This is a genomic window from Burkholderia mayonis, from assembly GCF_001523745.2.
Classification (GTDB): domain Bacteria; phylum Pseudomonadota; class Gammaproteobacteria; order Burkholderiales; family Burkholderiaceae; genus Burkholderia; species Burkholderia mayonis.
Map to the genome: position 1 here is coordinate 364,751 of NZ_CP013386.1, position 26,528 is coordinate 391,278.

Here is a 26,528-nt window from a genome sequence, read left to right on the forward strand (position 1 = left end):
GTCAAGGTGCGGATTTTCTTTTAGAATCCGCATCTTGCTTTTTTCCCCGTACCGGCCCGTGCGCCTGATTTTCTCGCGCGATAGAAGAGCTGGATCAAAACTTTGAATCAAGGAAACCGAAATGCGTCACCGTCACGGTCTGCGGAAACTGAACCGCACGAGCAGCCACCGTCTGGCTATGCTCCGCAATATGTCCAACTCGCTGATCGAGCACGAAGTCATCAAGACGACGCTGCCGAAGGCGAAGGAACTCCGTAAAGTCGTCGAGCCGCTGATCACGCTCGGCAAAAAGCCGTCGCTCGCAAACCGCCGCCTGGCGTTCAACCGCCTGCGCGATCGCGATTCCGTCGCGAAGCTGTTCGACGTCCTCGGCCCGCGTTTCGCGAACCGTCCGGGTGGCTACCTGCGCATCCTGAAGTTCGGTTTCCGCGTCGGCGACAATGCACCGATGGCGCTCGTCGAACTGCTCGACCGTCCGGAAGTCGAAGAGACCGAAAACGTCCAGGAAGCCGAATAAGCGTCTTCCGGTACGTAACAAAAAGGGCCAAGCGATGCTTGGCCCTTTTTGTTTTCGTTGATCGATTCCGTGCGTCGGATTGACGCGGCGCGCATCGTTCACGCGCTTTCACGACGTGCGATACGATATGACGTTTCAACGCAGATGACGGAGGCGCGAATGGTGATCGTGATGATGTTGACGACCGTGCCCGACGCCGCCGTTGCCCGCGCGCTCGCCGACGGCGCGCTGTCGGCCCGGCTCGCCGCGTGCGTGTCCGAGCTCGGCACGATCCGTTCGAGCTACCATTGGCAGGGCAAGGTCGAGACGGCCGCCGAGATCCAGCTCCTGTTCAAGACGAGCGCCGTGCGAGCGCTGGAACTCGAGCGGTATATCCAGTCGCACCATCCGTATGACGTCCCGGAGATCGTCTCATGGCAGGCGACGGCGTCCGCCGCCTACGGCCAGTGGGTCGCCACCGAAACTCAGCGTTCATTTCATGTTTAACCGCATTCCGCTTCACGCGCAGTCCCGCCTCCGCTTCCTGCTCGCCGTTGTCGCAATGCTCGGCGTGCTGTTCGGCGCGTCGTTCGCGGCGCGCGCCGCAGACGATTTTCTCGATCCCGCGGTCGCATTCAAATTCAGTGCGAGCGAGGCACCGGGACAGGTCGACATCCGTTTCAAGATCGCCGACGGCTATTACATGTATCGCGAGCGGTTCGCGTTCGCCGTGAAAAGCGGCTCGGCGACGCTCGGCGAGCCGCAACTGCCGGCCGGACACGTGAAGTTCGATCCGACGTTCCAGAAGAATGTCGAAACCTACCGCGGCGACCTGACGGTCCACCTGCCGGTCAAACAAGCGTCGGGGCCGTTTGAGCTCGCGGTGACGTCGCAGGGCTGCGCGGACGAAGGGATCTGCTATCCGCCCGCCGAGCATGTCGTGCGGATCGACGGCGCGGCGCTCGGCGCCAACGGAGCGACGCCGGTGGCCGCCGCCGGTGCCGATCCGTCTGCGGCCGACGGCGGCAGCTGGTACGAGCGCGTGACAAGCGCCGACTACGCGCGCTCACTGCTCGAGGGCCACGGGTTCCTGACGATCATCGCACTCTATTTCGTGGCCGGCATGGTGCTGAGCCTGTTGCCTTGCTCGTATCCGATGATTCCGATCCTGTCGGCGATCATCGTCGGCGAAGGCGCGCATGCGACGCGCACGCGCGCCTTCGCGTTGTCGCTCACCTACGTGATCGGCATGGCGCTCGTCTATACGGCGCTCGGTGTCGTGGCCGCGCTGGTCGGGCAGAGCCTCGGCGCCTGGCTGCAGAATCCATGGGTGCTCGGCGCGTTCGCGCTGCTCCTCACGGTGTTCGCGCTGCTGTTGATCGGCGGAATCGACATCGCGCTGCCGCAGCGTTGGCAGAGCGGCGCCGCACAGACTTCCGGGCCGCGCAAGGGCGGGCGCTTCGCCGCCGTCGCAACGATGGGCGCACTGTCAGCGCTTGTCGTCGGCGCATGCATGACCGCGCCGCTTTTCGCGGTACTCGCGTTCATCGCGCATACCGGCAATGCGTTTCTCGGTGGCGCGGCGCTCTTTTCGATGGGGCTCGGCCTTGGCGTTCCGCTTCTCGTCATCGGGCTCGGCGCAGGCACGTTGCTGCCGCGCGCCGGCGCCTGGATGGACGGCGTGAAGGTGTTCTTCGGCGTGGTGCTGCTCGCTGCCGCGCTGTGGATCGTCTGGCCGGTGCTGAACGCCGCGTCGCAGCTCGGCCTGGGCGCGTTGTGGCTGCTGATCGCCGCCGCCGCGCTCGGGCTTTTCACGCCGCATTCGGGCTCGTCGTCGATCTGGCGCCGCCTCGGGCGCGGGCTCGGCGCTGCGCTCGCGATCTGGGCCGCGATGCTCCTCGTCGGCTTGGCAGCGGGCTCGACTGATCCGCTGCGCCCGCTCGCGGTGTTGGCGGCGCGAGCGGCGCCCAGCGGCGCCGTGGCGAATGCCGGCGCGGCCGCGCACGAAGGGCCGGCGTTCGCGCCGGCGCGTTCGGTCGCCGAGCTCGACGAGATCGTGAAGACGTCGGCGCAGCCCGTGATGCTCGACTTCTATGCGGACTGGTGCGTGAGCTGCAAGGAGATGGAGCATCTGACGTTCTCCGACGCGCGCGTCGAGGCGCGGCTCGCGCAAATGCATCTCGTGCGCGCGGACGTCACCGCAAACACGCCGGACGATCAGGCGCTCTTGAAGCGTTTCGGGTTGTTCGGGCCGCCCGGCATCATCGTGTTCGATCGGAACGGGCAGGAACGCGGGCGTGTCGTCGGCTATCAGTCTGCGGATCGTTTTCTGCGCAGCCTCGATCGCATGGCGCTGCCGGCCGTGTTGTCGGCGTCGTGACGAATCGAAGCGGGCTGCGCGATCGGATTCGTGCCGCGCGCATTGCGGTCGTCGCCCGTTAATCAGGTGAAAACAAAAACGGCGAGGCTCGATGCCTCGCCGTTTTTGTTTTCACAACCGGCGCGTCCCCCTTTGTTCGCGGGACGCCGGCCGTGCGCTCACTTCTGCGCGCGCAGCAGCCGCGCCGCGTCGAGCGCGAAGTACGTGAGGATGCCGTCTGCACCCGCACGCTTGAACGCGAGCAGCGATTCGAGCACGACCTTGTCGTGATCGAGCCAGCCGTTCTGCGCGGCGGCCTTCAGCATCGCGTACTCGCCACTCACCTGGTAAACGTAGGTCGGGAAGCGGAATTCGTCCTTCACGCGGCGTACGATGTCGAGGTACGGCATGCCGGGCTTCACCATCACCATGTCCGCGCCTTCGTCGATGTCGAGGCGCACTTCGCGCAGCGCCTCGTCGCTGTTGGCCGGATCCATCTGGTAGGTCATCTTGTCGCTCTTGCCGAGATTCGACGCGGAGCCGACCGCGTCGCGGAACGGGCCGTAGAACGCGGACGCGTACTTCGCGGAGTACGCCATGATCCGCGTGTGGATGTGGCCGTCGCTCTCGAGCATCTCGCGCACCGCGCCGATGCGGCCATCCATCATGTCCGACGGCGCGACGATGTCAACCCCCGCTTCCGCTTGCGCGCGCGCCTGCTCGACGAGGATCTCGAGCGTTTCGTCGTTGAGCACGTAGCCGGACTCGTCGAGCACGCCGTCCTGGCCGTGGCTCGTGTACGGATCGAGCGCGACGTCGGTCAGCACGCCGAGTTCGGGGAAGCGGCGCTTCAGCTCGCGCACCGCGCGGGGGATCAGCCCTTCGGGGTTGGCGGCTTCGCGGCCGTCGGGCGTCTTCAGCGACGGCTCGATCGCCGGAAAGAGCGACAGGACCGGCACGCCGAGCGCGACGCACTGCTCGGCGACGCCCATCAGCAGATCGACCGACACGCGCTCGACGCCCGGCATCGACAGCACCGGCTGGCGCACGTTCGTGCCTTCGACGACGAACACGGGGTAGATCAGGTCGTTCGTGGTGAGGATGTTTTCGCGCATCAGGCGGCGCGAGAAATCGTCGCGGCGCATGCGGCGCGGACGGTACAGCGGATGGATGCTCATGGCGGAATGGCTGGGATCCGTGTGCGAAGGAAGCTTACAGTTCCCTTCGGTAAACTTTTGAGACAATGGTATATGATAGCGATCGAGCAACGCGCACTGCGCAATGCTCCCCGCTTCTCCTCCCTGAGCGGGTGCCTGTCGTTTTTCGATTAGGCTGTTTAACCCGCCGTTGAACGGCGGGTTTTTTTATGGGCCGCACGAATCGAATCGCGACATCCGTCAGGCAGGCGCGGCTTCACAACGCACGCTGCACGATCGTCATTCTGCTACAGCGCTGCGATCTTCGTCGGCGGCCGCGGGCCGCACCCAGCTTTCGATCAGCGCATGCGCGTCGTCGAGCCCGGTGCGCTTCAGCGCCGAGAAAAGCTGCACGGTCAGCTTGCCCACGTAGCCGGCGTCCCGATACGCGTCGAGGCCTTTCTGCGTCGCGCGCAGCGCGTTGGTGCTTTCCTGCCGCGTCAATTTGTCGCACTTCGTCAGCAGCGTGTGAATCGGCTTGCCGGTCGGCGCGAACCACTCGATCATCCGGCGATCGAGCTCGGTGAGCGGCCGGCGCGAATCCATCATCAGGATCATGCCGCGGAGCTGCGGGCGGGTCTGCAGATATGTCGACAGCAACTGCTCCCAGTGCGCCTTCGCGGCGCCCGGCACTTCCGCGTAGCCGTAGCCCGGCAGGTCGACGAGGTTCGCGACGGGCTCCGCCGCCGGGCCGACCGAGAAATAGTTGATGTGCTGCGTGCGCCCGGGCGTCTTCGACGCGAAAGCGAGCCGCTTCTGATTGCAAAGCACGTTGATCGCCGTCGATTTGCCGGCGTTCGAGCGGCCGGCGAACGCGATTTCGGGCTGCACGGTCGGCGGCAGGTCGCGTAGATGATTGACGGTCGTGAGGAAGCGGGCTTGATGGAGCAAGAAGGCCATGGCACAGGAGGGAGACTGGCGGCGCAGGCCGCGCGGTGGAAGGCGGGGAGCCCCGAAGTAGCCCTGATGGGCACCGGGGCTTTCATCGGGGTATTGTACAATACGACGCATTTGCCGCAGGTGGTGGAAGCTGAGGAGCGCGCTTCTACGGTAGACTCGGCGCCGTCGTTTTTTGCAGAACCTCACAACTCCCACAAGACGAAACAAGGTGTGCGAATGAATCGACTGAGCAAGTCTTTGGTGGTGCTTCAGTTCGCAGTAGCGGGGCTCGTTGGTTTCATGGCGGAGGCAAAAGCGGCGGATGCGGCAAAGCCGGATCTCGACCGGGGCAAGGCGATCGCGGCGCAGGTGTGCGTGGCGTGCCACGGCGTCGACGGCAACAGTGCAACGGGCTCGTTTCCGAAGCTCGCCGGTCAGCACCCTGATTATCTGGTCAAGCAGTTGCACGATTTCAAGACGCAGCCGGGCGCGAAGGGGCCGGTGCGCGTCAATTCCGTGATGGTCGGATTCGCGAGCGCGCTGAACGATCAGGATGCGCGCAGCGTCGCCGCCTATTACGGGTCGCAGTCGGCCAAGCTCGGCGCCGCGCGCAACGCGGCCACCGTGCCGGTCGGTCAGAAGATCTATCGCGGTGGCATCGCCGAGAAGGGCGTGCCCGCCTGCGCGAGCTGCCACGGGCCGACGGGACAGGGCATTCCGGTCCAGTATCCGCGGCTGTCGGGCCAGTGGGCGGACTACACGGTCGCGCAGTTGACCGCGTTCCAGCAGGGCACGCGCAACAACGAGGCGATGCATCAGATCGCGCTCCGGCTGACGGACAGCGAAGTCAAGGCCGTCGCCGATTACATCGCTGGCCTGCACTGAGCCGATCCCGGTTCGCGAGCCGAATGAACGAGCCGGCCGTCCACGCAGCGGCCGCTAGAACAAGAAAAGGGTGGGGCGCCGTCGAAGCACGGCCGCCTTGCCCTTTTTTGCTGTGAGTTGGAGTTTGAATGAGCGTTACCACGTCGGGGTTGCAGTCGAGAGCGGGCCAGTCCGCGGTCAAGCGCGCGGTCGAGCTGCTGAGCTCGATGCGTTTTGCGATCGCGCTGCTCGTCGTCCTGTCGATCGCGAGCATCATCGGCACGGTCCTCACGCAGGACGATCCGTATCCTAACTACGTCAATCAGTTCGGCCCGTTCTGGGCCGACATCTTCCGCTCGCTCAGCCTCTATACGGTCTACAGCGCGTGGTGGTTCATGCTGATCCTGATCTTCCTCGTCGTGTCGATCTCGCTTTGCGTGATCCGCAACGCGCCGAAGATGGTCGCCGACGCGAAGAGCTGGAAGGACAAGGTCCGCGAAGGCAGCCTGCGCGCGTTCCATCACAAGGCCGAGTTCGCGGTCGCGGGCGATCGCGCACGCGCGACGCAGACCATTGTTGCGTTCGTCGCGAAGGCGGGCTACCGGCTCGTCGTGCGCGAATCGGACGGCGCGACGCTCGTCGCCGCGAAGCGCGGCGCGTTGACGAAGTTCGGCTACATCGCCGCGCACCTCGCGATCGTCGTGATCTGCGTCGGCGGCCTGCTCGACAGCAACCTGCCGATCAAATTCCAGATGTGGATGTTCGGCAAGAGCCCCGTCAACTCGAGCGCGGCGATTAGCGAGATCGGCGCCGAGCACCGGCTGTCCGCGTCGAACCCGACGTTCCGCGGCTACGCCTGGGTGCCGGAGGGCCAGTACGTGTCGACCGCGATCCTCAATCAGCCGACCGGTTCGCTGATCCAGGATCTGCCGTTCTCGATCCAGCTCGAGAAGTTCATCGTCGATTATTACTCGACCGGCATGCCGAAGCTCTTCGCGAGCGACATCGTCGTCGTCGATCGCGAGACCGGCAAGCGGATTCCCGTGCGCGTCGAAGTCAACAAGCCGTTCACGTACAAGGGTGTGTCGATCTACCAGTCGAGCTTCCAGGACGGCGGCTCGCTGATGGAAATGACCGCGTATCCGATGATGGGCTCGAGCGCCGCGACGTTCCCGTTCAAGGGCACGATCGGCAACTCGGTGCCGCTGGCGATGGCGGGCGCCGACGGCGAAACGGTCGAGTTCTCGGATTTCCGCGCGATCAACGTCGAGAACGTCACCGACGCGAACGGCAAGACCGACGCGCGCGGCGTCGCGGCGAACCGCTCGATCAAGGAGATCTTCGACGAGCGGCTCGGCTCCGGCGCAAAGACGTCGAAGCCGCTCGAACTGCACAACATCGGGCCGTCGGTTCAGTACAAGGTGCGCGGCAAGGACGGCCAGGCGCGCGAATTCAACAACTACATGCTGCCCATCGACATGGGGGGCGACCGTGTGTTCCTCGCCGGCGTGCGCGCGAGTCCGAACGATCCGTTCCGTTATCTGCGGATTCCGGCCGACAGCCGCGACACGGTCGGCGAATGGATGCGGCTGCGCGCGGCGCTCGAAGATCCGGCGGTGCGCACCGAGGCGGCGCGCCGCTTCGCGCAGCATTCGCTCGGCGCGGGCGACGCCGCGTTGCGTGACCGCCTCGATGACAGCGCGCAACGCGTCCTGACCCTTTTTGCGGGCGCGGACGGCAGCATCGGCCGTGGCGCCGACGGCAATCCGATCGGCGGTTTCCAGGCGGTCGCGACGTTCATCGACCGGTCGGTGCCGAAGGAAGAAAAGGAGAAGGCCGCCGCGCTACTGCTGCGGATGCTCGAAGGCTCGATGTGGGAAGTCTGGCAAGTCGTGCGCGAGCGTGCGAACGAGCCGCCCGTCCAGCAGGCGCAGGACACGGTCCGCTTCGTGCAGAACGCGATCAACGCGCTGTCGGACAGCTTCCTGTACGGCGCACCCGTCTATCTGCAGCTCGATTCGTTCAGGCAGGTGCAGGCCTCGGTGTTCCAGCTGACGCGCGCGCCGGGCAAGAATCTGGTGTATCTTGGCAGCCTGCTGCTCGTCGCCGGCATCTTCGCGATGTTCTACGTGCGCGAGCGACGCCTCTGGTTCTGGCTCAAGGATACGGGCGCGGGCGTCAGCGTGCTGATGGCGATGTCCACCGCACGCAAGACATTCGACTTCGAAAAGGAATTCGTGCAGACGCGCGATGCGGCCGGGGCCGCATTGGGCGCGCCGCCTGCCTCCCGCGCGCCCGACGGCGCTGGTTCCAAGGACTCGACTCGGTAACATCATGGATCTGACCCAAGTTTCGTCATCCCCCGCGCCGCGCGCTTCCGTCGCGGCCGAGCCGGCGCTCTTCGACGACCGGCCGTTCCTGCGCCGCCTGTCGCTCGTCGACTGGCTGTTCGCGCTGGCGCTCGTGGCCGGCGCGGGCTTCGCGCTCGCGCAATACCACGCGCACATGGATTACTACGACAAGGCCGTGCTGATCGGCACCGTGCCGGCGCTCATCGTGCTCGGCTGGCGCTGGAAGCCCGCGCGGCTCCTGATGGCGGCGATCGCCGCGCTGTCGCTGCTGTCGCTGCAGATCTATCAGGGCGACCTCGCGCGAGCGGATTCGGCGTTCCTGCTCAAGTACTTCCTGTCGAGCCAGTCGGCAATCCTGTGGATGAGCGCGCTCTTCGTGCTCGCCACCCTTTTTTACTGGATCGGCATGCTGTCGCGCTCCGAGTCCGGCGGTGCGATCGGCCAGAAGCTCACGTGGGTCGCCGTGCTGATGGGCTTCACCGGCTTGATGGTGCGCTGGTACGAGTCGTATCTGATCGGCGCGGACGTCGGTCACATTCCTGTGTCGAATCTGTACGAAGTATTCGTACTGTTCAGCCTCATCACCGCGCTCCTCTATCTGTATTACGAAGGGCATTACGGCACGCGCGCGCTGGGCGCGTTCGTGCTGCTCGTGATCAGCGCGGCGGTTGGCTTCCTGATGTGGTATTCGATCGCGCGCGACGCGCAGCAGATCCAGCCGCTCGTTCCCGCGCTGCAGAGCTGGTGGATGAAGATCCACGTGCCCGCGAACTTCATCGGCTACGGCAGCTTCGCGCTGTCGGCGATGGTCGCGGTCGCGTATCTGGTGAAGGAGCGCGGCGTGCTCGCCGATCGCCTGCCGGCGCTCGAAGTGCTCGACGACGTGATGTACAAGTCGATCGCGGTCGGCTTCGCATTCTTCACGATCGCGACGATCCTCGGCGCGCTGTGGGCGGCCGAGGCGTGGGGCGGCTACTGGAGCTGGGATCCGAAGGAAACCTGGGCGCTCATCGTGTGGCTGAACTATGCGGCGTGGCTGCACATGCGTCTGATGAAAGGGCTGCGCGGCGCGGTCGCCGCGTGGTGGGCGCTGACCGGCCTCCTCGTCACGACGTTCGCGTTCCTCGGCGTCAACATGTTCCTGTCCGGCTTGCACAGCTACGGCAAGCTGTAAGATCCGCGCCGTTCGAACGACTAATAACCGCCGACGCACTACGTGCCCGGCGGTTTTTTCTTGCGCCGGGCATTTGGCGGTACGCTGCCGAAACGGCTGGCGCGGAACTGGGTCCAAGGATTGTCGGGACGCGAGTGTCCCGACTGGCAGAACGGAGCATCGACATGTTGATCAAGAAGGCGCAGCGCGCAACGCTTGCCGGCGACGACATCCCGCGCAGCGAAATCACGCCGCAAGCGGTGTTCGAGAACCGCCGCCGTATCCTGCAGGCGGCGGGCGTCGCCGCGGCGGGCGGGCTCATCGGCGCGCACGGGCTCGCGTTCGCGGCTTACTCGTCGCCCGATCCGAAGGCGCGCAAGCTCGCTGCGCAGACCAATCCGAAGTTCGTCGTCCCTGAGAAGGTGACGTCGTTCAAAGACATCACGACCTATAACAACTTCTACGAATTCGGCACCGACAAGGGCGATCCGTCGCGCAACGCCGGCACGCTGCGGCCGCATCCGTGGCGCGTGTCGGTCGAGGGCGAGATCAGGAATCCGAAGGTCTACGACATCGACGAGCTGCTGAAGCTCGCGCCGCTCGAAGAGCGCGTGTACCGGCTGCGATGCGTCGAGGGCTGGTCGATGGTGATTCCGTGGATCGGCGTTCCGCTCGCGGAGCTCATCAAGCGAGTCGAGCCGACCGGCAACGCGAAATACGTGCAATTCATCACGCTCGCGGATCCGTCGCAGATGGCGGGGCTGTCGGCGCCGATCCTCGACTGGCCGTATTCCGAAGGACTGCGGATGGACGAGGCGATGAATCCGCTGACGCTGCTCACGATGGGCGTCTATGGACAGGTGCTGCCGAATCAGAACGGCGCGCCGGTGCGGGTGATCGTGCCGTGGAAATACGGCTTCAAGAGCGCGAAGTCGATCGTAAAGATCCGCTTCGTCGAGCATCAGCCGCCGACGAGCTGGAACACGTACGCGCCGAACGAATACGGCTTTTATTCGAACGTCAATCCGAACGTCGACCATCCGCGCTGGAGCCAGGCGACCGAGCGGCGCATCGGCGAAGACGGATTCTTCACGCCGAAGCGCAAGACGCTGATGTTCAACGGCTATGGCGATTGGGTCGCGTCGATGTATCGCGGCATGGATCTGAAGAAGTACTTCTGAGTAACGGCGAATGGAGAACGATATGCAACCCTCGACATTCGCCGGGACGACCGCGGGCGCCGGCGTGCGCGGCCGCGCGCCGCGCCGGGACGTTGGCCGGGCGGGCGGCGCGCCGCGCTGGCTCGCGCCCGTGAAGATCGCCGTGTTCGTCGCGTCGCTGTATCCGCTCGCGCGCATCGTGTTCTTCGGGATGACCGACCGGCTGGGCGCGAATCCGATCGAGTTCATCACGCGCTCGACGGGGCTCTGGACGCTCGTGTTCCTGTGCATCACGCTCGCCGTCACACCGCTGCGCCGGCTGACGGGCATCAACGCGCTGCTGCGGCTGCGGCGCATGCTCGGGCTCTACGCATTTTTCTACGCGATGCTGCACTTCACGACTTACATCTGGTTCGACAAGTGGTTCGACGTGATGGATATCGTGAAGGATGTCGTGAAGCGCCCGTTCATCACCGTCGGTTTCGTCGCGTTCGTGCTGCTGATTCCGCTCGCCGCGACGTCGCCGCGCGCGATCGCGCGTCGGCTCGGCCGGCACTGGCAGACGCTGCACAGGGCGATTTATGCGATCGCGACGTTCGGCATCCTGCATTTCTGGTGGATGAAGGCGGGCAAGCACGATCTCGTGCTGCCGAAGCTGTACGGCGTGATCGTGCTCGTGTTGCTCGGCTGGCGGGTAGCCGTGTGGGCGCGGCAGCGCTGGCGCGGGGCTCAGGCAGGCGGGCGTGTATCGTAGCGTGTCGCGTGTCGCGTACGCATTGCGCATATCGCATGTACGACGTATGTCGCATTGCGCGGCACGCACACAAAAAGGCGATGCCCGAATGAACGGACATCGCCTTTTGCCATTTGATCGGATCTCACCGGCTGGCCGCGCACGCGAGCCGGTGTTCGCTCACTTGCCGTCGGACAGGACCGATTCGCGCTCGAACAGGCTTTCGACCGTCTCGCGCGGCCGCACGAGATACGCGTTCGCGCCGTCGACGATCACCTCGGCCGCGCGCGGCCGCGTGTTGTAGTTCGAGCTCATCGTAAAGCCGTACGCGCCTGCGGAGCGAATCGCGAGCAGATCGCCCGGCGCGATCGCGAGCGATCGCTCGCGGCCGAGCCAGTCGCCGCTCTCGCAGACCGGACCGACGACGTCGTAGACCGCCGCCGCGATGTCCGTGCGCGGCTTCACCGGCTCGATTGCGTGAAACGCTTCGTACATCGCCGGACGTGCGAGATCGTTCATCGCCGCGTCGACGATCGCGAAGTTCTTTTCGTCGCCCTGCTTCAGGAATTCGACGCGCGTGAGCAGAATGCCCGCGTTGCCCGTCAGCGAGCGGCCCGGCTCGAACCATATCTCGCGATGGCCGTGGCCGCGCGCGTCGATGCGCTCGAGCACCGCGCGCACGTAGGCGCCGATGTCGGGCGGCGTTTCGTCGTCGTACGTGATGCCGAGCCCGCCGCCGACGTCGACGTGGTGGATCTTCACGCCGTCCGCCTCGATCTGCTCGACGAGGTCGAGCAGCTTGTCGATCGCGTCGAGGTACGGGCTCAGTTCGGTGATCTGCGAGCCGATGTGGCAGTCGATGCCGACCACATCGAGGTTCGGCAACGCGGCCGCCGCGCGGTAGGTCGCGCGCGCTTCGTCGAACGCAATGCCGAACTTGTTCGCCTTCAGCCCGGTCGAGATGTACGGGTGCGTTTTCGGATCGACATCCGGATTCACGCGCAGCGACACGGGCGCGCGCTTGCCGAGCGACGCTGCGACGGCGTTCAGCCGGTCGAGCTCCGGAATCGATTCGACGTTGAAGCATTTGACGCCCGCTTCGAGCGCGGCGCGCATTTCGTCCGCGCTCTTGCCGACGCCAGAGAACACGACGTCCTGCGCACGGCCGCCTGCCGCGAGCACGCGGGCGAGCTCGCCGCCCGACACGATGTCGAAGCCCGCGCCGAGCCGCGCGAACACGTTCAGCACGCCGAGGTTGCTGTTCGCCTTCACGGCGACGTGAATCGACGCGCGGCGGCCCGCGCACGCATTTGCATAGGCCTCGTAGGCCGCGGTGAGCGCGGCGCGCGAATAGACGAACAGCGGGGTGCCGAAACGATCGGCGAGTTCGGCGGCGGCGATGCGCTCGGCGTGGAGCGCGCCGTCGACATAGTCAAATGCAGCTTGAGTCATGCAGGATCGGTCATTGGGCGGAAGAGGCGCCGGACGCGGGTGCCGCCTGCGGCGTGCGTTGCGTCGACAGGTCGGGCGACAGCGTGAGCGGCGCGCCGGCGGCGCCGGATGCGCCGTTGTCGCGCACCGACGCCGTTTCGGCGTCGGGCGTCATGTCCGACGGCGGCAGCGTCTGTTCAGTTGGCTTGGGCGGCAGCGGCGGCACGACCGGCATGTACAGCGGGCCGCGCTGGCCGCAGCCTGCGAGCGCCAAAGCCGCTACAATCGCGCTCATCTGGAAAACGATACGCATGACCGTCCCTAAACAATTGAATCGATAGAGTTTAGCATGTCCGATACTGATTACCTGACCCGGGCCGAAGCCGTGCTGACGGCCGTCGAGCGGTCGGTCGACGACGCCAACGACGGCGACGCCGACATTGATCTCGAGCGCAACGGCAGCGTGCTCACGCTCACGTTCGAGAACGGCTCGAAGATCATCGTGAACCTGCAGCCGCCGATGCAGGAAGTCTGGATCGCCGCGAAAGCGGGCGGTTTCCATTACCGGTTCGTCGACGGCGCGTGGCGCGATACGCGCAGCGGCCAGGAGTTCTTCGCGGCGCTGACCGGCTACGCGACCCAGCAGGCCGGAATGCCGATCACGTTCAGCGCGTGATTCGGCTGCGGCGCGCAGGCGAGCGCACGCCGTGCGAGCGCCGCCGAGCAGAGCCCCAGATGGAAAAAGCGGCCGAAGGCCGCTTTTTCGTTTGGCGAACGACGCTCAGTTGCCGCCGCGGAACAGGTTCATGATGTCCTGCTTCTCCTGCTCGTCGACGTGCTCGGGCACGATGCTTGCGGAGTCGGGCGGCGCGGCTGGCAGGTTCACGCCGACCGTCGCGACGAAGCCGTGGCCCGGCGTGAACTGATCGAAATACAGTTCGCCGCCGAGCGTCGCGACGCCGTCGGGCATCGGCATCTTGTATTCCGGCACGTTCTTGAGCGCGGGGCCCATGTAGTCGATCCATACGGGCAATGCGAGACCGCCGCCGGTTTCGCGATCGCCGAGGCTGCGCGGGCTGTCGTAGCCGATCCACGCGATCGCCGCGAGCGTGTGCTGGTAGCCGCCGAACCACGCGTCGCGCGAGTCGTTCGTCGTACCGGTCTTGCCCGCGAGATCGGTACGCTTCAGCACGTTCGAGCGTGCGCCCGTGCCACGCTGTGCGACGCTCTGCAACAGGCTGTTCATCACGTACGCGTTGCGAGGATCGATCGCGCGCGGCGCGTTCTGCTCGGCGACGAGCGGCTGTGCGCGCGCGACCATGTTGCCGCTTGAATCGGTCACTTCGGCGATCAGATACGGATTGATCCGGTAGCCGCCGTTCGCGAACACCGAGAACGCGCCCGCCATTTGCAGCGGCGTGACGAGGCCCGCGCCGAGCGCCATCGGCAGGTAAGCCGGGTGGCGATCCGCGTCGAAGCCGAAGTGCGTGATGTACTGCTGTGCGTATTTGGGGCCGATGTGGTTGAGGATGCGGATCGACACCAGGTTGCGCGAGCGCTGCAGCGCGGTGCGCATCGACATCGGGCCTTCGAAGCCGCCGCCGTAGTTCTTCGGCTCCCACGGCTGGCCGCCCGTTTCGGCGGCGCTGAAGTAAAGCGGGCCGTCGTTGATGATCGTCGCGGGGCCGAGCCCCTTGTCGAGCGATGCCGAGTAGATGAACGGCTTGAACGACGAGCCCGGCTGTCGCCACGCCTGCGTTACGTGGTTGAACTTGTTCTTGTTGAAATCGAAGCCGCCGATCAGCGAGCGGATCGCGCCGTCCTGCGGAACGATCGAAACGAACGCGCCTTCGACCTGCGGCAACTGCCCGATCGCCCATGAGCCGTCGTCGTTCTTGAAGACGCGCACGATCGCGCCGGGGCGGATCCGCTTGTTCGGCTGCGCATTCGTCGACAGCGAGCTGGCGGCGAAGCGCAGATCGTCGCCGCTCACCGTTGCGTCGCCGCCGTTCGAGAATACGACGCGAATCTGCCGCGGGCTCGCCTCGGTGACGACGGCCGCGATCAGCTCGCCGTTGTCCGGATGATCGACGAGCGCGTCGTCGATCGCCTGCTCGCGGTCGTCCGCGTTCGCGGCAAGCTCGATGAAGCCTTCCGGCCCGCGATAGCCGCGGCGCCGGTCATACGTCATCAGGCCCTTGCGCAGCGCGCGGTACGCGAGCGTCTGGTCTGCGGAATCGATCGTCGTGACGACGTTGAGCCCGCGCGTGTACGCCTCGTCCTTGTACTGCGCGTACATCATCTGCCGCACCATCTCGGCGATGTATTCCGCGTGCACGCTGTATTCACGGCTCGGGCTCTTGACGACGAGCGGCTCGGCGATCGCCTCGTCGTACTGTTCGCGCGTGATGAAGTTCAGTTCGAGCATCCGCTGCAGGATGTACTGCTGCCGGACCTTCGCGCGCTTCGGGTTGGCGACCGGATTGTACGCGGACGGCGCTTTCGGCAGGCCGGCCAGCATCGCCGCCTCGGCAAGCGTGATGTCCTTCAGATCCTTGTTGAAGTAAGCGTGCGCCGCTGCGGCGAAGCCGTACGCGCGCTGCCCCAGAAAGATCTGATTCATGTAGACCTCGAGAATCTGATCCTTCGTCAGCGCGCGCTCGATCCGGTACGCGAGCAGCATCTCGTAGATCTTGCGGGTGTACGTTTTCTCGCTCGACAGGAAGAAGTTGCGCGCGACCTGCATCGTGATCGTGCTCGCGCCCTGTGTCGCATGGCCGTTCGTCAGTGCGACGATGCCGGCGCGGATGATGCCTGTCAGATCGACGCCGCCGTGTTCGTAGAAGCGCGCGTCCTCGATTGCGAGCACCGCTTTCTTCAGCGAATCCGGGACGTCCTGAAGATGGACGATGTCCCGGCGCTCCTCGCCGAATTCGCCGATCAGCACGTGATCCGCCGTGTAGATGCGCAGTGGCACCTTCGGTCGGTAGTCGGTCAGTGCGTCGAGCGACGGCATGTTCGGCGACGCGACGACGAGCGCGTAGCCGAGCACGAGCCCGACGCAGGCTGCGAGCGCCACGCACACGCCTGCGACACCGAGCGCGAGCTTCAGCCACAGCGGGCGGCGGCGAAGCTCGGGCGGGGGAGGCGGGGACGTAGGATTCGTAGATTGCATAGGCACACCAAAAAAACAGTCCCGCGATTATAGCTGCCCGGTTTTGCCGGACTCCGGAAGGTTCCGGACGGGAACCGGCGCGGCGCGGCCACGCGGCGCGCCGATGACTCACTGTAGCGCGCTTGTAGCCGGGCGGCGCAGGCGTTGGCCGTTCGGCAGACTCCCGGCGCGCCGGGCGGCTTTGCAAAATGGCTCCGTATCGCGCTTCGACGGGAGGCGCGTTCATGGAGGACAGGGATGCAAGAACGTTCGTGGTGGTCGATCGGCCGACGCTTTGCAGCGGGGATCGACGTAAACCGGCGCGCGGTGCGAATCGCGGTGCTGAGTCGGCGCGTTCGCGGCGGCACGGTGCGGCTCGAGGCGCTCGACGCGGAGCCGCTGCCGGCCGGTGTGTTCGACGAGCCGGCCGACGCTGATTGGTCGGCTGTGGCGGCAGCGCTGGCGACGGCGCTCGGCCGATCGCCGCGGGCGCGGCCGCCGGTAGGCATGGCGCGGCGGACGATGGTGGGCGTGATGGCGCTGCCGGACGGCGCATTCTCGACCGCGACGCTCGCGTGGCCGCGCGGCGAAGCCGGGGCGGCCGTCGAGTCTGCCGTGCGCGCGGCGGCCGAGCGGCTCACCGGGCTCGCGCGCGACGCGCTCGCGGTCGATTGGTGTGTAAACGACGCGGTTGCCCCGCGCGAGGTTGCGTTCGCGACGGCGGCGCACGTGCATCTCGATGTGCGGATGGAGGCCGCCGCGTCGGCCGGTATCGAACTCATCGCGGTCGACGGCGAGCCGCCCGCCGCGTTGCGGGCGATACGTCATGTCGCCGTACGCGAGGTCGACGAGGGCGAGCCGTATCTCGGTATATGGATCGGCGAGGGCGGCGTGCACGGCTGGCTCGTGTCGGCCGACGCGGTCGCCGCGCAGATCCGCTATCCGGCACTCGAACACGCGGATCTTGCCGATGCGCTGCGCGAACTCGCACGGGCCGGCGCGCCGCGCTGTGCGTTCGTCGCCGGGGATCTGGAATGGCTCGGCGGCGCACAGATTTCGCTCGCCGACGTCGGCGACCTGCTCGGCTGCATCGTCCTGCCGTTCGAATGTGCGGCGTGCGGTCCGCTGGGTGCGATCGACGAGGCGTATGCCCATTCGCCGGGTTTCGCGGTGGCGTACGGGCTCGCGCTGCGCGGGGTGTTCGAATGACGCCGAGCGCAGCGAGCGGCGCGGTGCCGCGCGATCCGCAGATACGGCGCGCATGGCTTGGCGGCTTCAATCTGCTGCCGCACCGGGCGCGCGATGCGCGCCGTGCGCGGCGGCGCGTGCTCGGCGAGTTGGCTGCCGCCGCCTGGGCGGGGCTTGCGGGCATTGCGCTATGGCGCGTCGGCCGCTCGTTCGAGCGCGCCCGCTTCGATGCGCAGCGGGCGCTGATGGAGCGCCGGCTTGCCGCGTGGGCGCCGCAATTGAAAGAAGCGGAGCAGGCGGCGCGCTTGCGCGATGCCGAGCGCGAACGCGCGGCGTTGGCGATCGGGCGTGCCGAGCCGCACGCACGCACGGTCGATCTGTTCGACGCACTGCAGCAGTTGCGCTACGACGGCGTGCGGCTGCGTTCGATCCGCTGCGACGGGCACGAGGCGCTGCTCGAAGCGAGCGCGCTCGATCACGGGTCGGCCGAGCGCTGGCTGCGCGAGCTCGAGGCTGCGCAGCGCGGCTGGACGATGGAGGTCGCAGGCTTGCAGGCCGCGCGGGCAGCATGGGGGCGCGAAGCGGGCGGTGGCCGGTCGCTTGCCTTCTCGGTGCGGATTCGCTGGCCCGGGGGCCGGCAAAGCCGCGTCGCCGGCGTCGCGACACGCGCGCGGGCGGGCATACGGGAGGGCGCGTGAATATGCCGGATGGACGATCGGCGGCCTGGCTCGCCTGGATGCGGCTTGCCGATTTTCGCCGGATTTCGGGCGCCGGTTGGCGGGCCGCGGCGGGAGCAGCGCTCGCAGGCGGCGTGTTCGCGTGCGGCGCGCACGCGGGCCGCGACGCGGATTGGGGCGGCGTCGAGCAAAGCAGAATGGCACTCGAAGCAGTTGCTTCGCGCGAGGCCCGTGCGCGGCGACTCCTTGCCGCGCCGCCGGCATCGTCTGCGGGCCATGGCCGCTCGCTGGGCGAACGGCAGACACCCGCAGATCTCGCGCTGCGAATTGCCAGTTACGCGGACGCGAGCGGGTTGCGGATGCGCAAGCTCGAACGAATCGAAGGCGAGCGCGCCGACGAACGGCGTGACGACGGCGGTGTTTACGCGTTCGCGATGAGTGCGGAAGGCGACTTTGGTGCGCTGTACCGCTTTCTGTCGGGGCTTGCTGCGTTGCCTGCGCTCATCGTGCCTATCGCGACAAGCGTGAAGCGCGACGGCGGCGCCACCACCGTGCTCGACGCCCGGCTCGATGTATGGCCGGCGCTGCCGGCCGGTGCCGGACAGCGGCCCGCGAACGTGCGCGAGGCGCCGTTCGCCGATCCTTTTTCGACGATACCGATGCTGGCCGTCGAAGGCGCCGCCGACGCGGCGCGACTCGTCGGCGTGCTTCGCGACCGGCGCAGCGGGCTCGCGCTGTTCGAGCGCGGCGACGACGCGTGGTCCATCGCGCCGGGGCAGAGGATCGGCGGCGATCGCCTCGCGCGGATCGAAGTCGGCGGCGTTACGCTCGCGACGCACGACGGCAGGCGTCGCGTAATGACGGTGGGGGGCGCGACAGGATGATGCGCGGATTCGCTCGATTATTGATAGGGTGCGCGATCGCAACGGCGGGCGAGGCTGCGGCGTCGCTGCCGCCTTTGCCCGCTGGGGCGCCCGTTGGGTGGTCGGCGGCCGCATCGGTCGGGCCGGCGGATCGCGCGCCGTTGCCGGTAGCGGCGTGGCGAGCCGATTCCGCACGCGCTTCGGTTGCGGAACGGCTGCAAGACGTAGGCGACGAGGGCGGTGCAGCCGAACTCGCCGACGACGTGGCGCAGGCGGCGAACGGCGTGGCGCAGGCGGCCGGGGCGTCTGTCGATTCGGCGTCGGCCGGCGTCGCATCGGCAGCCGGCATTGCGCCGGGGCCCGCGCAAACGGCGGACGCCGCGCTGGAAGGGCCACCCGTTCCGCTTGCGCCGGCGCAGCGAATGAGCGATGAGCCTCGCTCGCTGTCGCCGGACGCCGACGCCGCCACGGCCACAGCCACCGCCACCGCCACAGCCACAGCCACAGCCACAGCCATCACCCCCGCCGGCACCATCGCCGAATCCGACGACGATCACCCGATCTCCCTCAACCTGCAGCAGGCGAGCCTCGCCGCGGTCTTCGACGCGTTCGCGCGCTTCACGGGCCTCAATATAGTTGTCAGCGAGCGCGTGCACGGCACCGTGTCGTTGCGTCTGAACCATGTTCGCTGGCGCAGCGCGTTCGACGCGCTGCTGGAAGCACACGGTCTCGCGATGGCGCGGCGCGGCAGCGTGATATGGATCGCGCCCGTCGCCGAACTTGCGGAGCGCGAGCGCCTGCGTTTCGACGCGCACGCACGCGCCGCGGAGCTCGAGCCGCTCGCGAGCCGCAGCTTCATGCTTCGCTACGCGCGTGCGGCCGACGTGCAGCGCCTCCTCGCCGGCTCGGCCGGACAGCGGACCCTGTCGAAGCGCGGCTCGGCGCTCGCCGATCCTCGGACAAATCTGCTGTTCGTTACCGACCTGTCGGGACGTCTCGCACAGATTGCCGATCTGATCGGCAAGCTCGATACGCCGTCGCGGCAAGTGTTGATCGAAGCGCGGATCGTCGAGGGCGACCGCGGGTTCTCGCGCAATCTCGGCGCGCGCCTCGCGCTGCGTGCGCCCGATGCGGGCGATCGAGCGACGGGCGTCGTCGCCGGCCGCAACGGCACGCTGGCCGACCTCACCGCACGGCCGATCGGCGGCTTCGACGCGGCGACCGCCGGTCTGACGCTGTTTGCCGCGCGTGCGAGCCGCTTGCTCGACGTCGAGCTGAGCGCGCTCGAGTCGGAGGGCCGGGGCCAGATCGTGTCGAGCCCGCGCGTCGTGACGGCTGACCGGACGAAGGCCGTCGTCGAGCAGGGCGCCGAGCTGCCGTATCAGGCGAAAGTCGGCAACGGCGTATCCGGCGTCCAGTTCCGGCGCGCAACCCTCAAGCTCGAAGTCGAGCCGCAGATCACGCCCGACGGGCGCGTGATTCTCGATCTCGATATCGCGAAGGACAGCGTCGGCGAGGAAACCGCATCCGGCCCCGCGATCCATACGAAGCACGTGCAGACGCGCGTCGAGGTCGAAAACGGCGGAACCGTGTCGATCGGCGGGATTTTCGAGAGCGACGACCGCGACGATGTGACTCGCGTGCCGCTCTTGGGCAAAATACCGGTGTTGGGCGTGCTTTTTAGACATCGCGCGCTGCGCGCGCAACGCAGCGAACTCGTCGTCTATATCACGCCGACCGTCGTGATCGGGCCCTGAACCCGTGGGAGCCAGGCTCGACAAGGCGGGCGCTTTGCCAGTAAGCTGCGCGACACACTCATTGAAGCAGAGGAAGCCGTTGCAAGCGCGGGACCCACACGTGAACGTAATTTTCGTCGGGCTCATGGGGGCGGGTAAGACCACCGTGGGCCGGGCGGTCGCGCGCCGGCTCGACAGACCGTTCTTCGATTCGGATCACGAGATCGAGGCGCGCACGGGTGCGCGCATTCCGGTCATCTTCGAACTCGAAGGCGAGGCCGGCTTCCGCGACCGCGAGGCGCAGATGATCGCCGAGCTCACGCAGCGCGAGAACATCGTGCTGGCGACGGGCGGCGGCGCGATCCTGCGTCCCGAAAACCGTGAACGCCTGCACTCGCGCGGCCTCGTCGTCTATCTGCGCGCGAATCCGCACGACCTCTGGCTGCGTACGCGCAAGGACAAGAACCGCCCGCTGTTGCAAACCGACGATCCGAAAGCCAAGCTCGAAGCGCTGTACGAGGCGCGCGATCCGCTCTATCGCGAATGCGCGCACTTCGTCATCGAGACCGGCCGTCCGTCTGTCAACGGGCTCGTCAACATGGTGCTGATGCAGCTCGAGATGGCGGGCATCGTCGCCAAGCCAATACAAGCATGATTACCGTCAATGTCGACCTGGGCGAGCGCGCCTATCCGATTCACATCGGCGCCGATCTGATCGGCCGCACCGAACTCTTCGCACAGCACATCGCGGGCGCGTCCGTCACGATCGTCACGAACACGACCGTCGATCCGCTCTACGGCGACAAGCTGCGCACGGCACTCGCGCCGCTCGGCAAGCGTGTGTCGACCGTCGTCTTGCCCGACGGCGAAGCGTACAAGAATTGGGGAACCCTCAATCTGATCTTCGACGGCCTGCTCGAGCAGCACGCCGATCGCAAGACGACGCTGATCGCGCTCGGCGGCGGCGTGATCGGCGACATGACGGGCTTCGCCGCCGCGTGCTACATGCGCGGCGTGCCGTTCATCCAGGTGCCGACGACGCTCCTGTCGCAGGTCGATTCGTCGGTCGGCGGCAAGACGGGCATCAACCACCCGCTCGGCAAGAACATGATCGGCGCGTTTTACCAGCCGCAAGCGGTGATCGCCGATATCAGCGCGCTGTCGACGCTGCCCGATCGCGAGCTCGCGGCGGGTGTCGCCGAGATCATCAAGACGGGCGCGATCGCCGACGCCGAATTCTTCGACTGGATCGAAGCGAACGTCGATTCGCTGAATCGCCGCGATCCGGGCGCGCTCGCGCACGCGGTCAAGCGCTCGTGCGAGATCAAGGCGAGCGTCGTCGCCGCGGACGAGCGCGAAGGCGGCCTGCGCGCGATCCTGAACTTCGGCCATACGTTCGGACACGCGATCGAAGCGGGTCTCGGCTACGGCGAATGGCTGCACGGCGAAGCGGTCGGCTGCGGGATGGTGATGGCGGCCGATTTGTCGGTGCGCGTCGGCCATCTCGACGAAGCGTCGCGCGTGCGGCTGCGCAAGGTCGTCGAGGCCGCGCATCTGCCGACGCGCGCACCGAGCCTGGGCGATGCGCGCTACGTCGAGCTGATGCGCGTCGACAAGAAGGCGGAAGCGGGCGCGATCAAGTTCATTCTGCTAAAACGCTTCGGCGAGACGATCATTAGCCAGGCGCCGGACGACGCCGTTTTCGCGACGCTGGCGGCAAGCACCCAGTAACGCGACGCGGGCCGATCCGGCGCATTTGACGTGGAGGACACGACACGGTGAGCGAAATACCCGGCGGCATCCCAAGCGAAACGCGCGACGCGCAACCCGCGCGCGCGGGCGGCGAGCAGACGATTCCCGTTGCCGCGCCGACCACCGCCGCGCTCGAAGCGCATCTTGCGCCGTATGCGGCGCACGCGTCGCAATCGCGCGGCCGGCGCTATCCCGAGGCGCCGCCCGCCGCGCGCACCGAGTTCCAGCGCGATCGCGACCGCATCGTGCACTCCACCGCGTTCAGACGACTCGAATACAAGACGCAGGTCTTCGTGAACCACGAAGGCGATCTGTTCCGCACGCGTCTCACGCACAGTCTCGAAGTCGCGCAGATCGCCCGCTCCGTCGCGCGCAACCTGCGCCTGAACGAAGACCTCGTCGAAGCGATCTCGCTCGCGCACGATCTCGGCCACACACCGTTCGGCCACGCGGGGCAGGACGCGCTCAACGCGTGCATGCGCGACTACGGCGGCTTCGAGCACAACCTGCAGAGCCTTGCCGTCGTCGACGAGCTCGAGGAGCACTACGGCGCGTTCAACGGGTTGAATCTGTGCTTCGAGACCCGCGAAGGGATTCTCAAGCACTGCTCGCGCGAGAACGCGCGCAAGCTCGGCGAACTCGGCGAGCGGTTCCTGCAGGGCAGGCAGCCGTCACTCGAAGCGCAGCTCGCGAACATCGCGGACGAAATCGCGTACAACAATCACGACGTCGACGACGGCCTGCGCTCGGGTCTCATCACGATCGAGCAGCTCGCGGAAGTCGAGCTGTGGCAAGGCCATTACGAGGCGGCGCTCGCCGAGTACCCGCATCTCGAAGGCCGCCGCCTCGTGCACGAGACGGTGCGCCGGATCATCAACACGCTGATCGTCGATCTGATCGACGCGACGACGCGCAATCTCGCGCGCCACGCGCCGGCGTCGCTCGACGACGTGCGCGCGGCGCCGCCCCTCGTCGCGCACGGCGAGCGGATCGCCGCGCAGGCGGCGGCGCTCAAGCGCTTCCTGTTCAAGAACCTGTACCGTCACTACCGCGTGATGCGGATGGCGAGCAAGGCGCAACGAGTCGTCACCGGCCTCTTCAACGCGTTCACCGGCGACCCGCGCCTGCTGCCGCCCGACTATCAGGCGGCGGACGCCGCGCAGCAGCCGCGCCTCGTCGCGCACTACATCGCCGGCATGACCGATCGCTTTGCGCTGAAGGAGTATCAACGCTTGTTTGTCATGGACGAAAACTAAACTGTCCGGCTCGCCGCGTCCGGCGCGGACGGGCGGCGGTGCGGCGCGTGTTGCCCGGACCGAGGAGAAAAGGAGAGAGGTCGATGAAATACAAGACGCTGGTTCGTTCGCTCGCGTTCGGGAGTGTGCTTTGGTTCGGCGCGCAGCAGGCGGCGTGCGCGGCCACCGAGATCCAGTTCTGGCATGCGATGGAGGCGGCGCTCGGCGAGCGCGTGAACGACATCGCCGCGCAATTCAACGCATCGCAAAGCGACTACAAGATCGTGCCGGTCTTCAAGGGGACCTACGACCAGGCGCTCGCGGCGGGCATCGCCGCATATCGCAGCGGCAACGCGCCGGCGATCCTGCAGGTGTACGAAGTGGGCACGGCGACGATGATGCAGGCGAAGAAGGCGGTGTTGCCCGTGTCCGACGTGTTCCGCCAGGCCGGCGTGCCGCTCGACGAGAAGGCGTTCGTGCCGACGGTCGCAAGCTATTACAGCGATGCGAAGACGGGGCACCTCGTGTCGATGCCGTTCAACAGCTCGACGCCCGTGCTGTATTACAACAAGGACGCGTTCAAGAAGGCGGGGCTCGATCCGAACCAGCCGCCGAAGACGTGGGCCGACGTGAAGACCGACGCGGAAAAGCTGAAGAAAGCGGGCTACGCGTGCGGCTACACGACGGGCTGGCAGGGCTGGATTCAGCTCGAGAACTACAGCGCGTGGCACGGCCTGCCGTTCGCGACGCGCAACAACGGCTTCGACGGCGCCGATGCGACGCTCGACTTCAACAAGCCGCAGCAGATCGCGCACATCCAGTTCCTGCAGGACATGGCGAAGGACGGCACGTTCACGTACGTCGGCCGCAAGGACGAGGCGACCGCGAAGTTCTACAGCGGCGACTGCGCGATCATGACGACGTCGTCGGGCGCGCTCGCGACGATCCACAAGTATGCGAAGTTCGACTTCGGCACCGGGATGATGCCGTACGACGCGAACGTGAAGGGCGCGCCGCAGAACGCGATCATCGGCGGCGCGAGCCTATGGGTGCTTGCGGGCAAGGATCCGGCCACGTATAAGGGCGTCGCGAAATTTCTCGCGTATCTGAGCTCGCCCGCCGTCGCCGCGAAGTGGCACGAAGACACGGGCTACCTGCCCGTGACGACCGCCGCGTACGATCTCGCGCGCGAACAGGGCTTCTACGCGAAGCATCCTGGCGCGGACACCGCGATCAAGCAGATGATGAACAAGCCGCCGCTGCCGTATACGAAGGGGCTGCGGCTCGGCAACATGCCGCAGATCCGCACGATCGTCGACGAGGAGCTCGAGCAGGTGTGGGCGCAGAAGAAGACGCCGAAGGCGGCGCTCGATTCGGCCGCCGCGCGCGGCGACGAGCTGCTGCGCCGCTTCGAGAAGTCGGGCGGTTGAGCGTCCGCCGCCGCCGCGCGTCGCAGCCGCCGTCGCAGTCCGCCCGCATCGCTTCGCGCGCGGGCGGGCCGCGCCGGCCGCCGCGCGCAGCAGCATTCGTCTGACGTCTGTTCGGAATCCTGTCGATGACACCTCGTTCCCGTTTCGGCGCGAGCGCCTTGCCGTACATGCTCGTCGCGCCGCAGCTCGCGATCACCGCGATCTTCTTTCTATGGCCGGCGGGCGTCGCGCTCTGGCAGTCGACGCAGATGCAGGATGCGTTCGGCACGTCGAGCGAGTTCGTCGGCTTCGGCAACTTTGCGCACCTGTTCGCCGATCCGCTCTACGTCGAGTCGTTCAAGACGACGCTCGCATTCAGCGCGAGCGTGACCGTCTGCGGGCTCGTCATGTCGCTGCTGCTCGCCGCATGCGCCGATCGCGTGATTCGCGGCGCTCGCGCGTATCGGACGCTCCTCATCTGGCCGTACGCGGTCGCGCCGATGATCGCCGCCGTGCTGTGGGCGTTCCTGTTCAATCCGAGCATCGGCGTGATCACGTATGCGCTCGCGCACTTCGGCGTCGTCTGGAATCACGCGCTGAACGGCGGCCAGGCGATGCTGCTCGTCGTGATCGCGTCGGTGTGGAAGCAGGTCAGCTACAACTTCCTGTTCTTCTACGCGGGATTGCAGGCGATTCCGCGCTCGCTGATCGAGGCGGCGGCGATCGACGGCGCGGGCCCCGTGCGGCGCTTTTTTCACATCGCGCTGCCGCTGCTGTCGCCGACGAGCTTCTTCCTGCTCGTCGTCAATCTCGTCTACGCGTTCTTCGACACGTTCCCGGTGATCGACGCCGCCACCGCGGGCGGCCCGGGGCAGAGCACGAAGACGCTGATCTACAAGATCTACGCGGAAGGTTTTCAGGGGCTCGACATCGGCAGCTCGGGCGCGCAATCGGTCGTGCTGATGGCGATCGTCGTCGTGCTGACGGTCGTCCAGTTCCGCTTCGTCGAGCGGAGGGTGCAATACGCATGATCGAGAATCGCAAGGGCTTCGACCTGTTCTGCCACGCGGTGCTGATCGCCGGGATCGCGGTCATCGTGTTCCCGGTGTACGTCGGCTTCTGCGCGGCGACGATGAACGCGCACGAAGTGTTCACGGTGCCGCTGCGGCTCGTGCCGAGCACGCATCTCGTCGAGAACGTCGCCGCCGTCTGGCGGCGCGGCAGCGGCGGGATGACGACGCCGTTCGGCACGCTGCTCGTGAACAGCATCGTGATGGCGCTCGTGATCGCGGTAGGCAAGATCGCGGTATCGATCCTGTCCGCGTACGCGATCGTCTATTTCCGCTTTCCGCTGCGCAATGCCGCGTTCTGGCTGATCTTCGTCACGCTGATGCTGCCCGTCGAGGTGCGGATCTTTCCAACCGTGCAGGTCGTATCGACGCTGCATCTGACGAACAGCTACGCGGGCCTGACGCTGCCCCTCATCGCATCGGCGACGGCGACGTTCCTGTTCCGGCAGTTCTTCATGACGCTGCCGGACGAGCTCGTCGATGCCGCGCGCATCGACGGCGCGGGGCCGCTGCGTTTCTTCTGGGACGTCGTGCTGCCGCTGTCGAAGACGAGCATCGCGGCGCTTTTCGTAATCACGTTCATCTATGGCTGGAATCAATATCTGTGGCCGATTTTGATCACGACCGACGCGTCGCTGACGACGGCCGTCGTCGGCATCAAATCGATGATCGCGAGCGGGGACGCCGCGACCGAGTGGCATCTCGTGATGGCGGCGACGCTCGTCGCGATGCTGCCGCCGCTCGTCGTCGTGCTCGCGATGCAGCGCTGGTTCGTGCGCGGTCTCGTCGATTCGGAAAAATGAAACGCAATCTGGAGGATGT

Annotated in this window: 24 protein-coding genes; 19 read left to right on the forward strand and 5 right to left on the reverse strand. The window is 66.6% G+C overall.

Annotated features, from left to right (window positions below; translation table 11 throughout):
* The first annotated feature begins 121 nt into the window (after positions 1 to 121).
* The 3 genes from rplQ (at position 122) to dsbD (ending at position 2,876) form a co-directional block, all read left to right on the forward strand.
* On the forward strand, positions 122 to 517 hold the full coding sequence (gene rplQ, locus WS70_RS01895; protein ID WP_004197924.1) for a 50S ribosomal protein L17: 396 nt from the start codon (positions 122 to 124) through the stop codon (positions 515 to 517).
* Between the two features lie 159 nt (positions 518 to 676).
* A complete protein-coding gene (gene cutA, locus WS70_RS01900; RefSeq protein ID WP_059472189.1) occupies positions 677 to 1,003 on the forward strand; it encodes a divalent-cation tolerance protein CutA in 327 nt (108 codons plus the stop codon).
* Complete coding sequence (dsbD, locus tag WS70_RS01905) at positions 996 to 2,876, forward strand: protein-disulfide reductase DsbD (RefSeq protein ID WP_059598026.1); 1,881 nt, start codon at positions 996 to 998, stop codon at positions 2,874 to 2,876. Before cutA ends, dsbD begins: the two co-directional genes overlap by 8 nt.
* Positions 2,877 to 3,034: 158 nt before the next feature.
* On the opposite strand, the gene hemB is transcribed toward dsbD, so the two are convergent.
* Complete coding sequence (gene hemB, locus WS70_RS01910; RefSeq protein ID WP_059472191.1) at positions 3,035 to 4,033, reverse strand: porphobilinogen synthase; 999 nt, start codon at positions 4,031 to 4,033, stop codon at positions 3,035 to 3,037.
* Positions 4,034 to 4,291: 258 nt separating this feature from the next.
* Positions 4,292 to 4,951: a ribosome biogenesis GTP-binding protein YihA/YsxC gene (yihA, locus tag WS70_RS01915; protein WP_059598027.1), complete on the reverse strand. Its 660-nt coding sequence runs from the start codon at positions 4,949 to 4,951 to the stop codon at positions 4,292 to 4,294.
* 216 nt (positions 4,952 to 5,167) lie between these two features.
* On the opposite strand from yihA, the gene WS70_RS01920 reads away from it, so the two are divergent.
* The 5 genes from WS70_RS01920 to msrQ all read left to right on the forward strand — a co-directional run bounded on the left by WS70_RS01920 (position 5,168) and on the right by msrQ (position 11,212).
* Positions 5,168 to 5,815 carry a c-type cytochrome gene (locus tag WS70_RS01920; RefSeq protein WP_059598028.1) on the forward strand — a complete coding sequence of 216 codons (648 nt, stop codon included), beginning with the start codon at positions 5,168 to 5,170 and terminating at the stop codon, positions 5,813 to 5,815.
* 128 nt (positions 5,816 to 5,943) lie between these two features.
* Positions 5,944 to 8,124: a cytochrome c biogenesis protein ResB gene (locus tag WS70_RS01925; protein ID WP_059598029.1), complete on the forward strand. Its 2,181-nt coding sequence runs from the start codon at positions 5,944 to 5,946 to the stop codon at positions 8,122 to 8,124.
* 4 nt (positions 8,125 to 8,128) lie between these two features.
* The gene (gene ccsB / locus WS70_RS01930) at positions 8,129 to 9,319 is read left to right on the forward strand and encodes a c-type cytochrome biogenesis protein CcsB (RefSeq protein ID WP_059472195.1); all 1,191 of its coding nucleotides are present in this window, start codon (positions 8,129 to 8,131) and stop codon (positions 9,317 to 9,319) included.
* A 164-nt stretch (positions 9,320 to 9,483) separates the two neighbouring features.
* Positions 9,484 to 10,479 (forward strand): protein-methionine-sulfoxide reductase catalytic subunit MsrP, encoded by a 996-nt coding sequence (gene msrP, locus WS70_RS01935; RefSeq protein ID WP_059472196.1) that lies wholly within the window; start codon positions 9,484 to 9,486, stop codon positions 10,477 to 10,479.
* A gap of 10 nt (positions 10,480 to 10,489) precedes the next feature.
* Complete coding sequence (gene msrQ, locus WS70_RS01940) at positions 10,490 to 11,212, forward strand: protein-methionine-sulfoxide reductase heme-binding subunit MsrQ (protein WP_059472197.1); 723 nt, start codon at positions 10,490 to 10,492, stop codon at positions 11,210 to 11,212.
* Between the two features lie 159 nt (positions 11,213 to 11,371).
* Here msrQ and lysA read toward each other — a convergent pair whose 3' ends face one another.
* Positions 11,372 to 12,643: a diaminopimelate decarboxylase gene (gene lysA, locus WS70_RS01945; protein ID WP_059472198.1), complete on the reverse strand. Its 1,272-nt coding sequence runs from the start codon at positions 12,641 to 12,643 to the stop codon at positions 11,372 to 11,374.
* A 10-nt stretch (positions 12,644 to 12,653) separates the two neighbouring features.
* Positions 12,654 to 12,935 (reverse strand): LPS translocon maturation chaperone LptM, encoded by a 282-nt coding sequence (gene lptM / locus WS70_RS01950; protein WP_059598030.1) that lies wholly within the window; start codon positions 12,933 to 12,935, stop codon positions 12,654 to 12,656.
* A gap of 36 nt (positions 12,936 to 12,971) precedes the next feature.
* On the opposite strand from lptM, the gene cyaY reads away from it, so the two are divergent.
* Positions 12,972 to 13,298 carry an iron donor protein CyaY gene (gene cyaY / locus WS70_RS01955; protein WP_059472200.1) on the forward strand — a complete coding sequence of 109 codons (327 nt, stop codon included), beginning with the start codon at positions 12,972 to 12,974 and terminating at the stop codon, positions 13,296 to 13,298.
* A 105-nt stretch (positions 13,299 to 13,403) separates the two neighbouring features.
* Here cyaY and WS70_RS01960 read toward each other — a convergent pair whose 3' ends face one another.
* Entirely contained in the window at positions 13,404 to 15,797 is a 2,394-nt protein-coding gene (locus WS70_RS01960; protein WP_059472201.1) for a penicillin-binding protein 1A, read from the reverse strand.
* Positions 15,798 to 16,034: 237 nt separating this feature from the next.
* Here WS70_RS01960 and pilM point away from each other — a divergent pair, with 237 nt between their 5' ends.
* The 10 genes from pilM to ugpE all read left to right on the forward strand — a co-directional run bounded on the left by pilM (position 16,035) and on the right by ugpE (position 26,509).
* Complete coding sequence (gene pilM / locus WS70_RS01965) at positions 16,035 to 16,985, forward strand: pilus assembly protein PilM (protein ID WP_059472202.1); 951 nt, start codon at positions 16,035 to 16,037, stop codon at positions 16,983 to 16,985.
* Complete coding sequence (locus WS70_RS01970) at positions 16,982 to 17,662, forward strand: hypothetical protein (protein ID WP_059472203.1); 681 nt, start codon at positions 16,982 to 16,984, stop codon at positions 17,660 to 17,662. Before pilM ends, WS70_RS01970 begins: the two co-directional genes overlap by 4 nt.
* A gap of 62 nt (positions 17,663 to 17,724) precedes the next feature.
* Positions 17,725 to 18,525, forward strand: a complete 801-nt coding sequence (locus WS70_RS01975) for a hypothetical protein (RefSeq protein ID WP_059598043.1) — start codon at positions 17,725 to 17,727, stop codon at positions 18,523 to 18,525.
* Entirely contained in the window at positions 18,522 to 20,261 is a 1,740-nt protein-coding gene (locus WS70_RS01980) for a type IV pilus secretin PilQ (RefSeq protein WP_059598031.1), read from the forward strand. Before WS70_RS01975 ends, WS70_RS01980 begins: the two co-directional genes overlap by 4 nt.
* 79 nt (positions 20,262 to 20,340) lie before the next feature.
* A complete protein-coding gene (locus WS70_RS01985) occupies positions 20,341 to 20,895 on the forward strand; it encodes a shikimate kinase (protein ID WP_059472205.1) in 555 nt (184 codons plus the stop codon).
* Positions 20,892 to 21,971: a 3-dehydroquinate synthase gene (aroB, locus tag WS70_RS01990; protein ID WP_059598032.1), complete on the forward strand. Its 1,080-nt coding sequence runs from the start codon at positions 20,892 to 20,894 to the stop codon at positions 21,969 to 21,971. The genes WS70_RS01985 and aroB overlap by 4 nt, the downstream gene beginning before the upstream one ends.
* 47 nt (positions 21,972 to 22,018) lie before the next feature.
* Entirely contained in the window at positions 22,019 to 23,248 is a 1,230-nt protein-coding gene (locus WS70_RS01995; RefSeq protein ID WP_059598033.1) for a deoxyguanosinetriphosphate triphosphohydrolase, read from the forward strand.
* An 83-nt stretch (positions 23,249 to 23,331) separates the two neighbouring features.
* The gene (gene ugpB, locus WS70_RS02000; protein ID WP_059598034.1) at positions 23,332 to 24,657 is read left to right on the forward strand and encodes a sn-glycerol-3-phosphate ABC transporter substrate-binding protein UgpB; all 1,326 of its coding nucleotides are present in this window, start codon (positions 23,332 to 23,334) and stop codon (positions 24,655 to 24,657) included.
* A gap of 125 nt (positions 24,658 to 24,782) precedes the next feature.
* Positions 24,783 to 25,667 (forward strand): sn-glycerol-3-phosphate ABC transporter permease UgpA, encoded by an 885-nt coding sequence (gene ugpA, locus WS70_RS02005; protein ID WP_059472209.1) that lies wholly within the window; start codon positions 24,783 to 24,785, stop codon positions 25,665 to 25,667.
* Positions 25,664 to 26,509: a sn-glycerol-3-phosphate ABC transporter permease UgpE gene (gene ugpE / locus WS70_RS02010; RefSeq protein WP_059472210.1), complete on the forward strand. Its 846-nt coding sequence runs from the start codon at positions 25,664 to 25,666 to the stop codon at positions 26,507 to 26,509. Before ugpA ends, ugpE begins: the two co-directional genes overlap by 4 nt.
* The last annotated feature ends 19 nt before the right edge of the window (positions 26,510 to 26,528 follow it).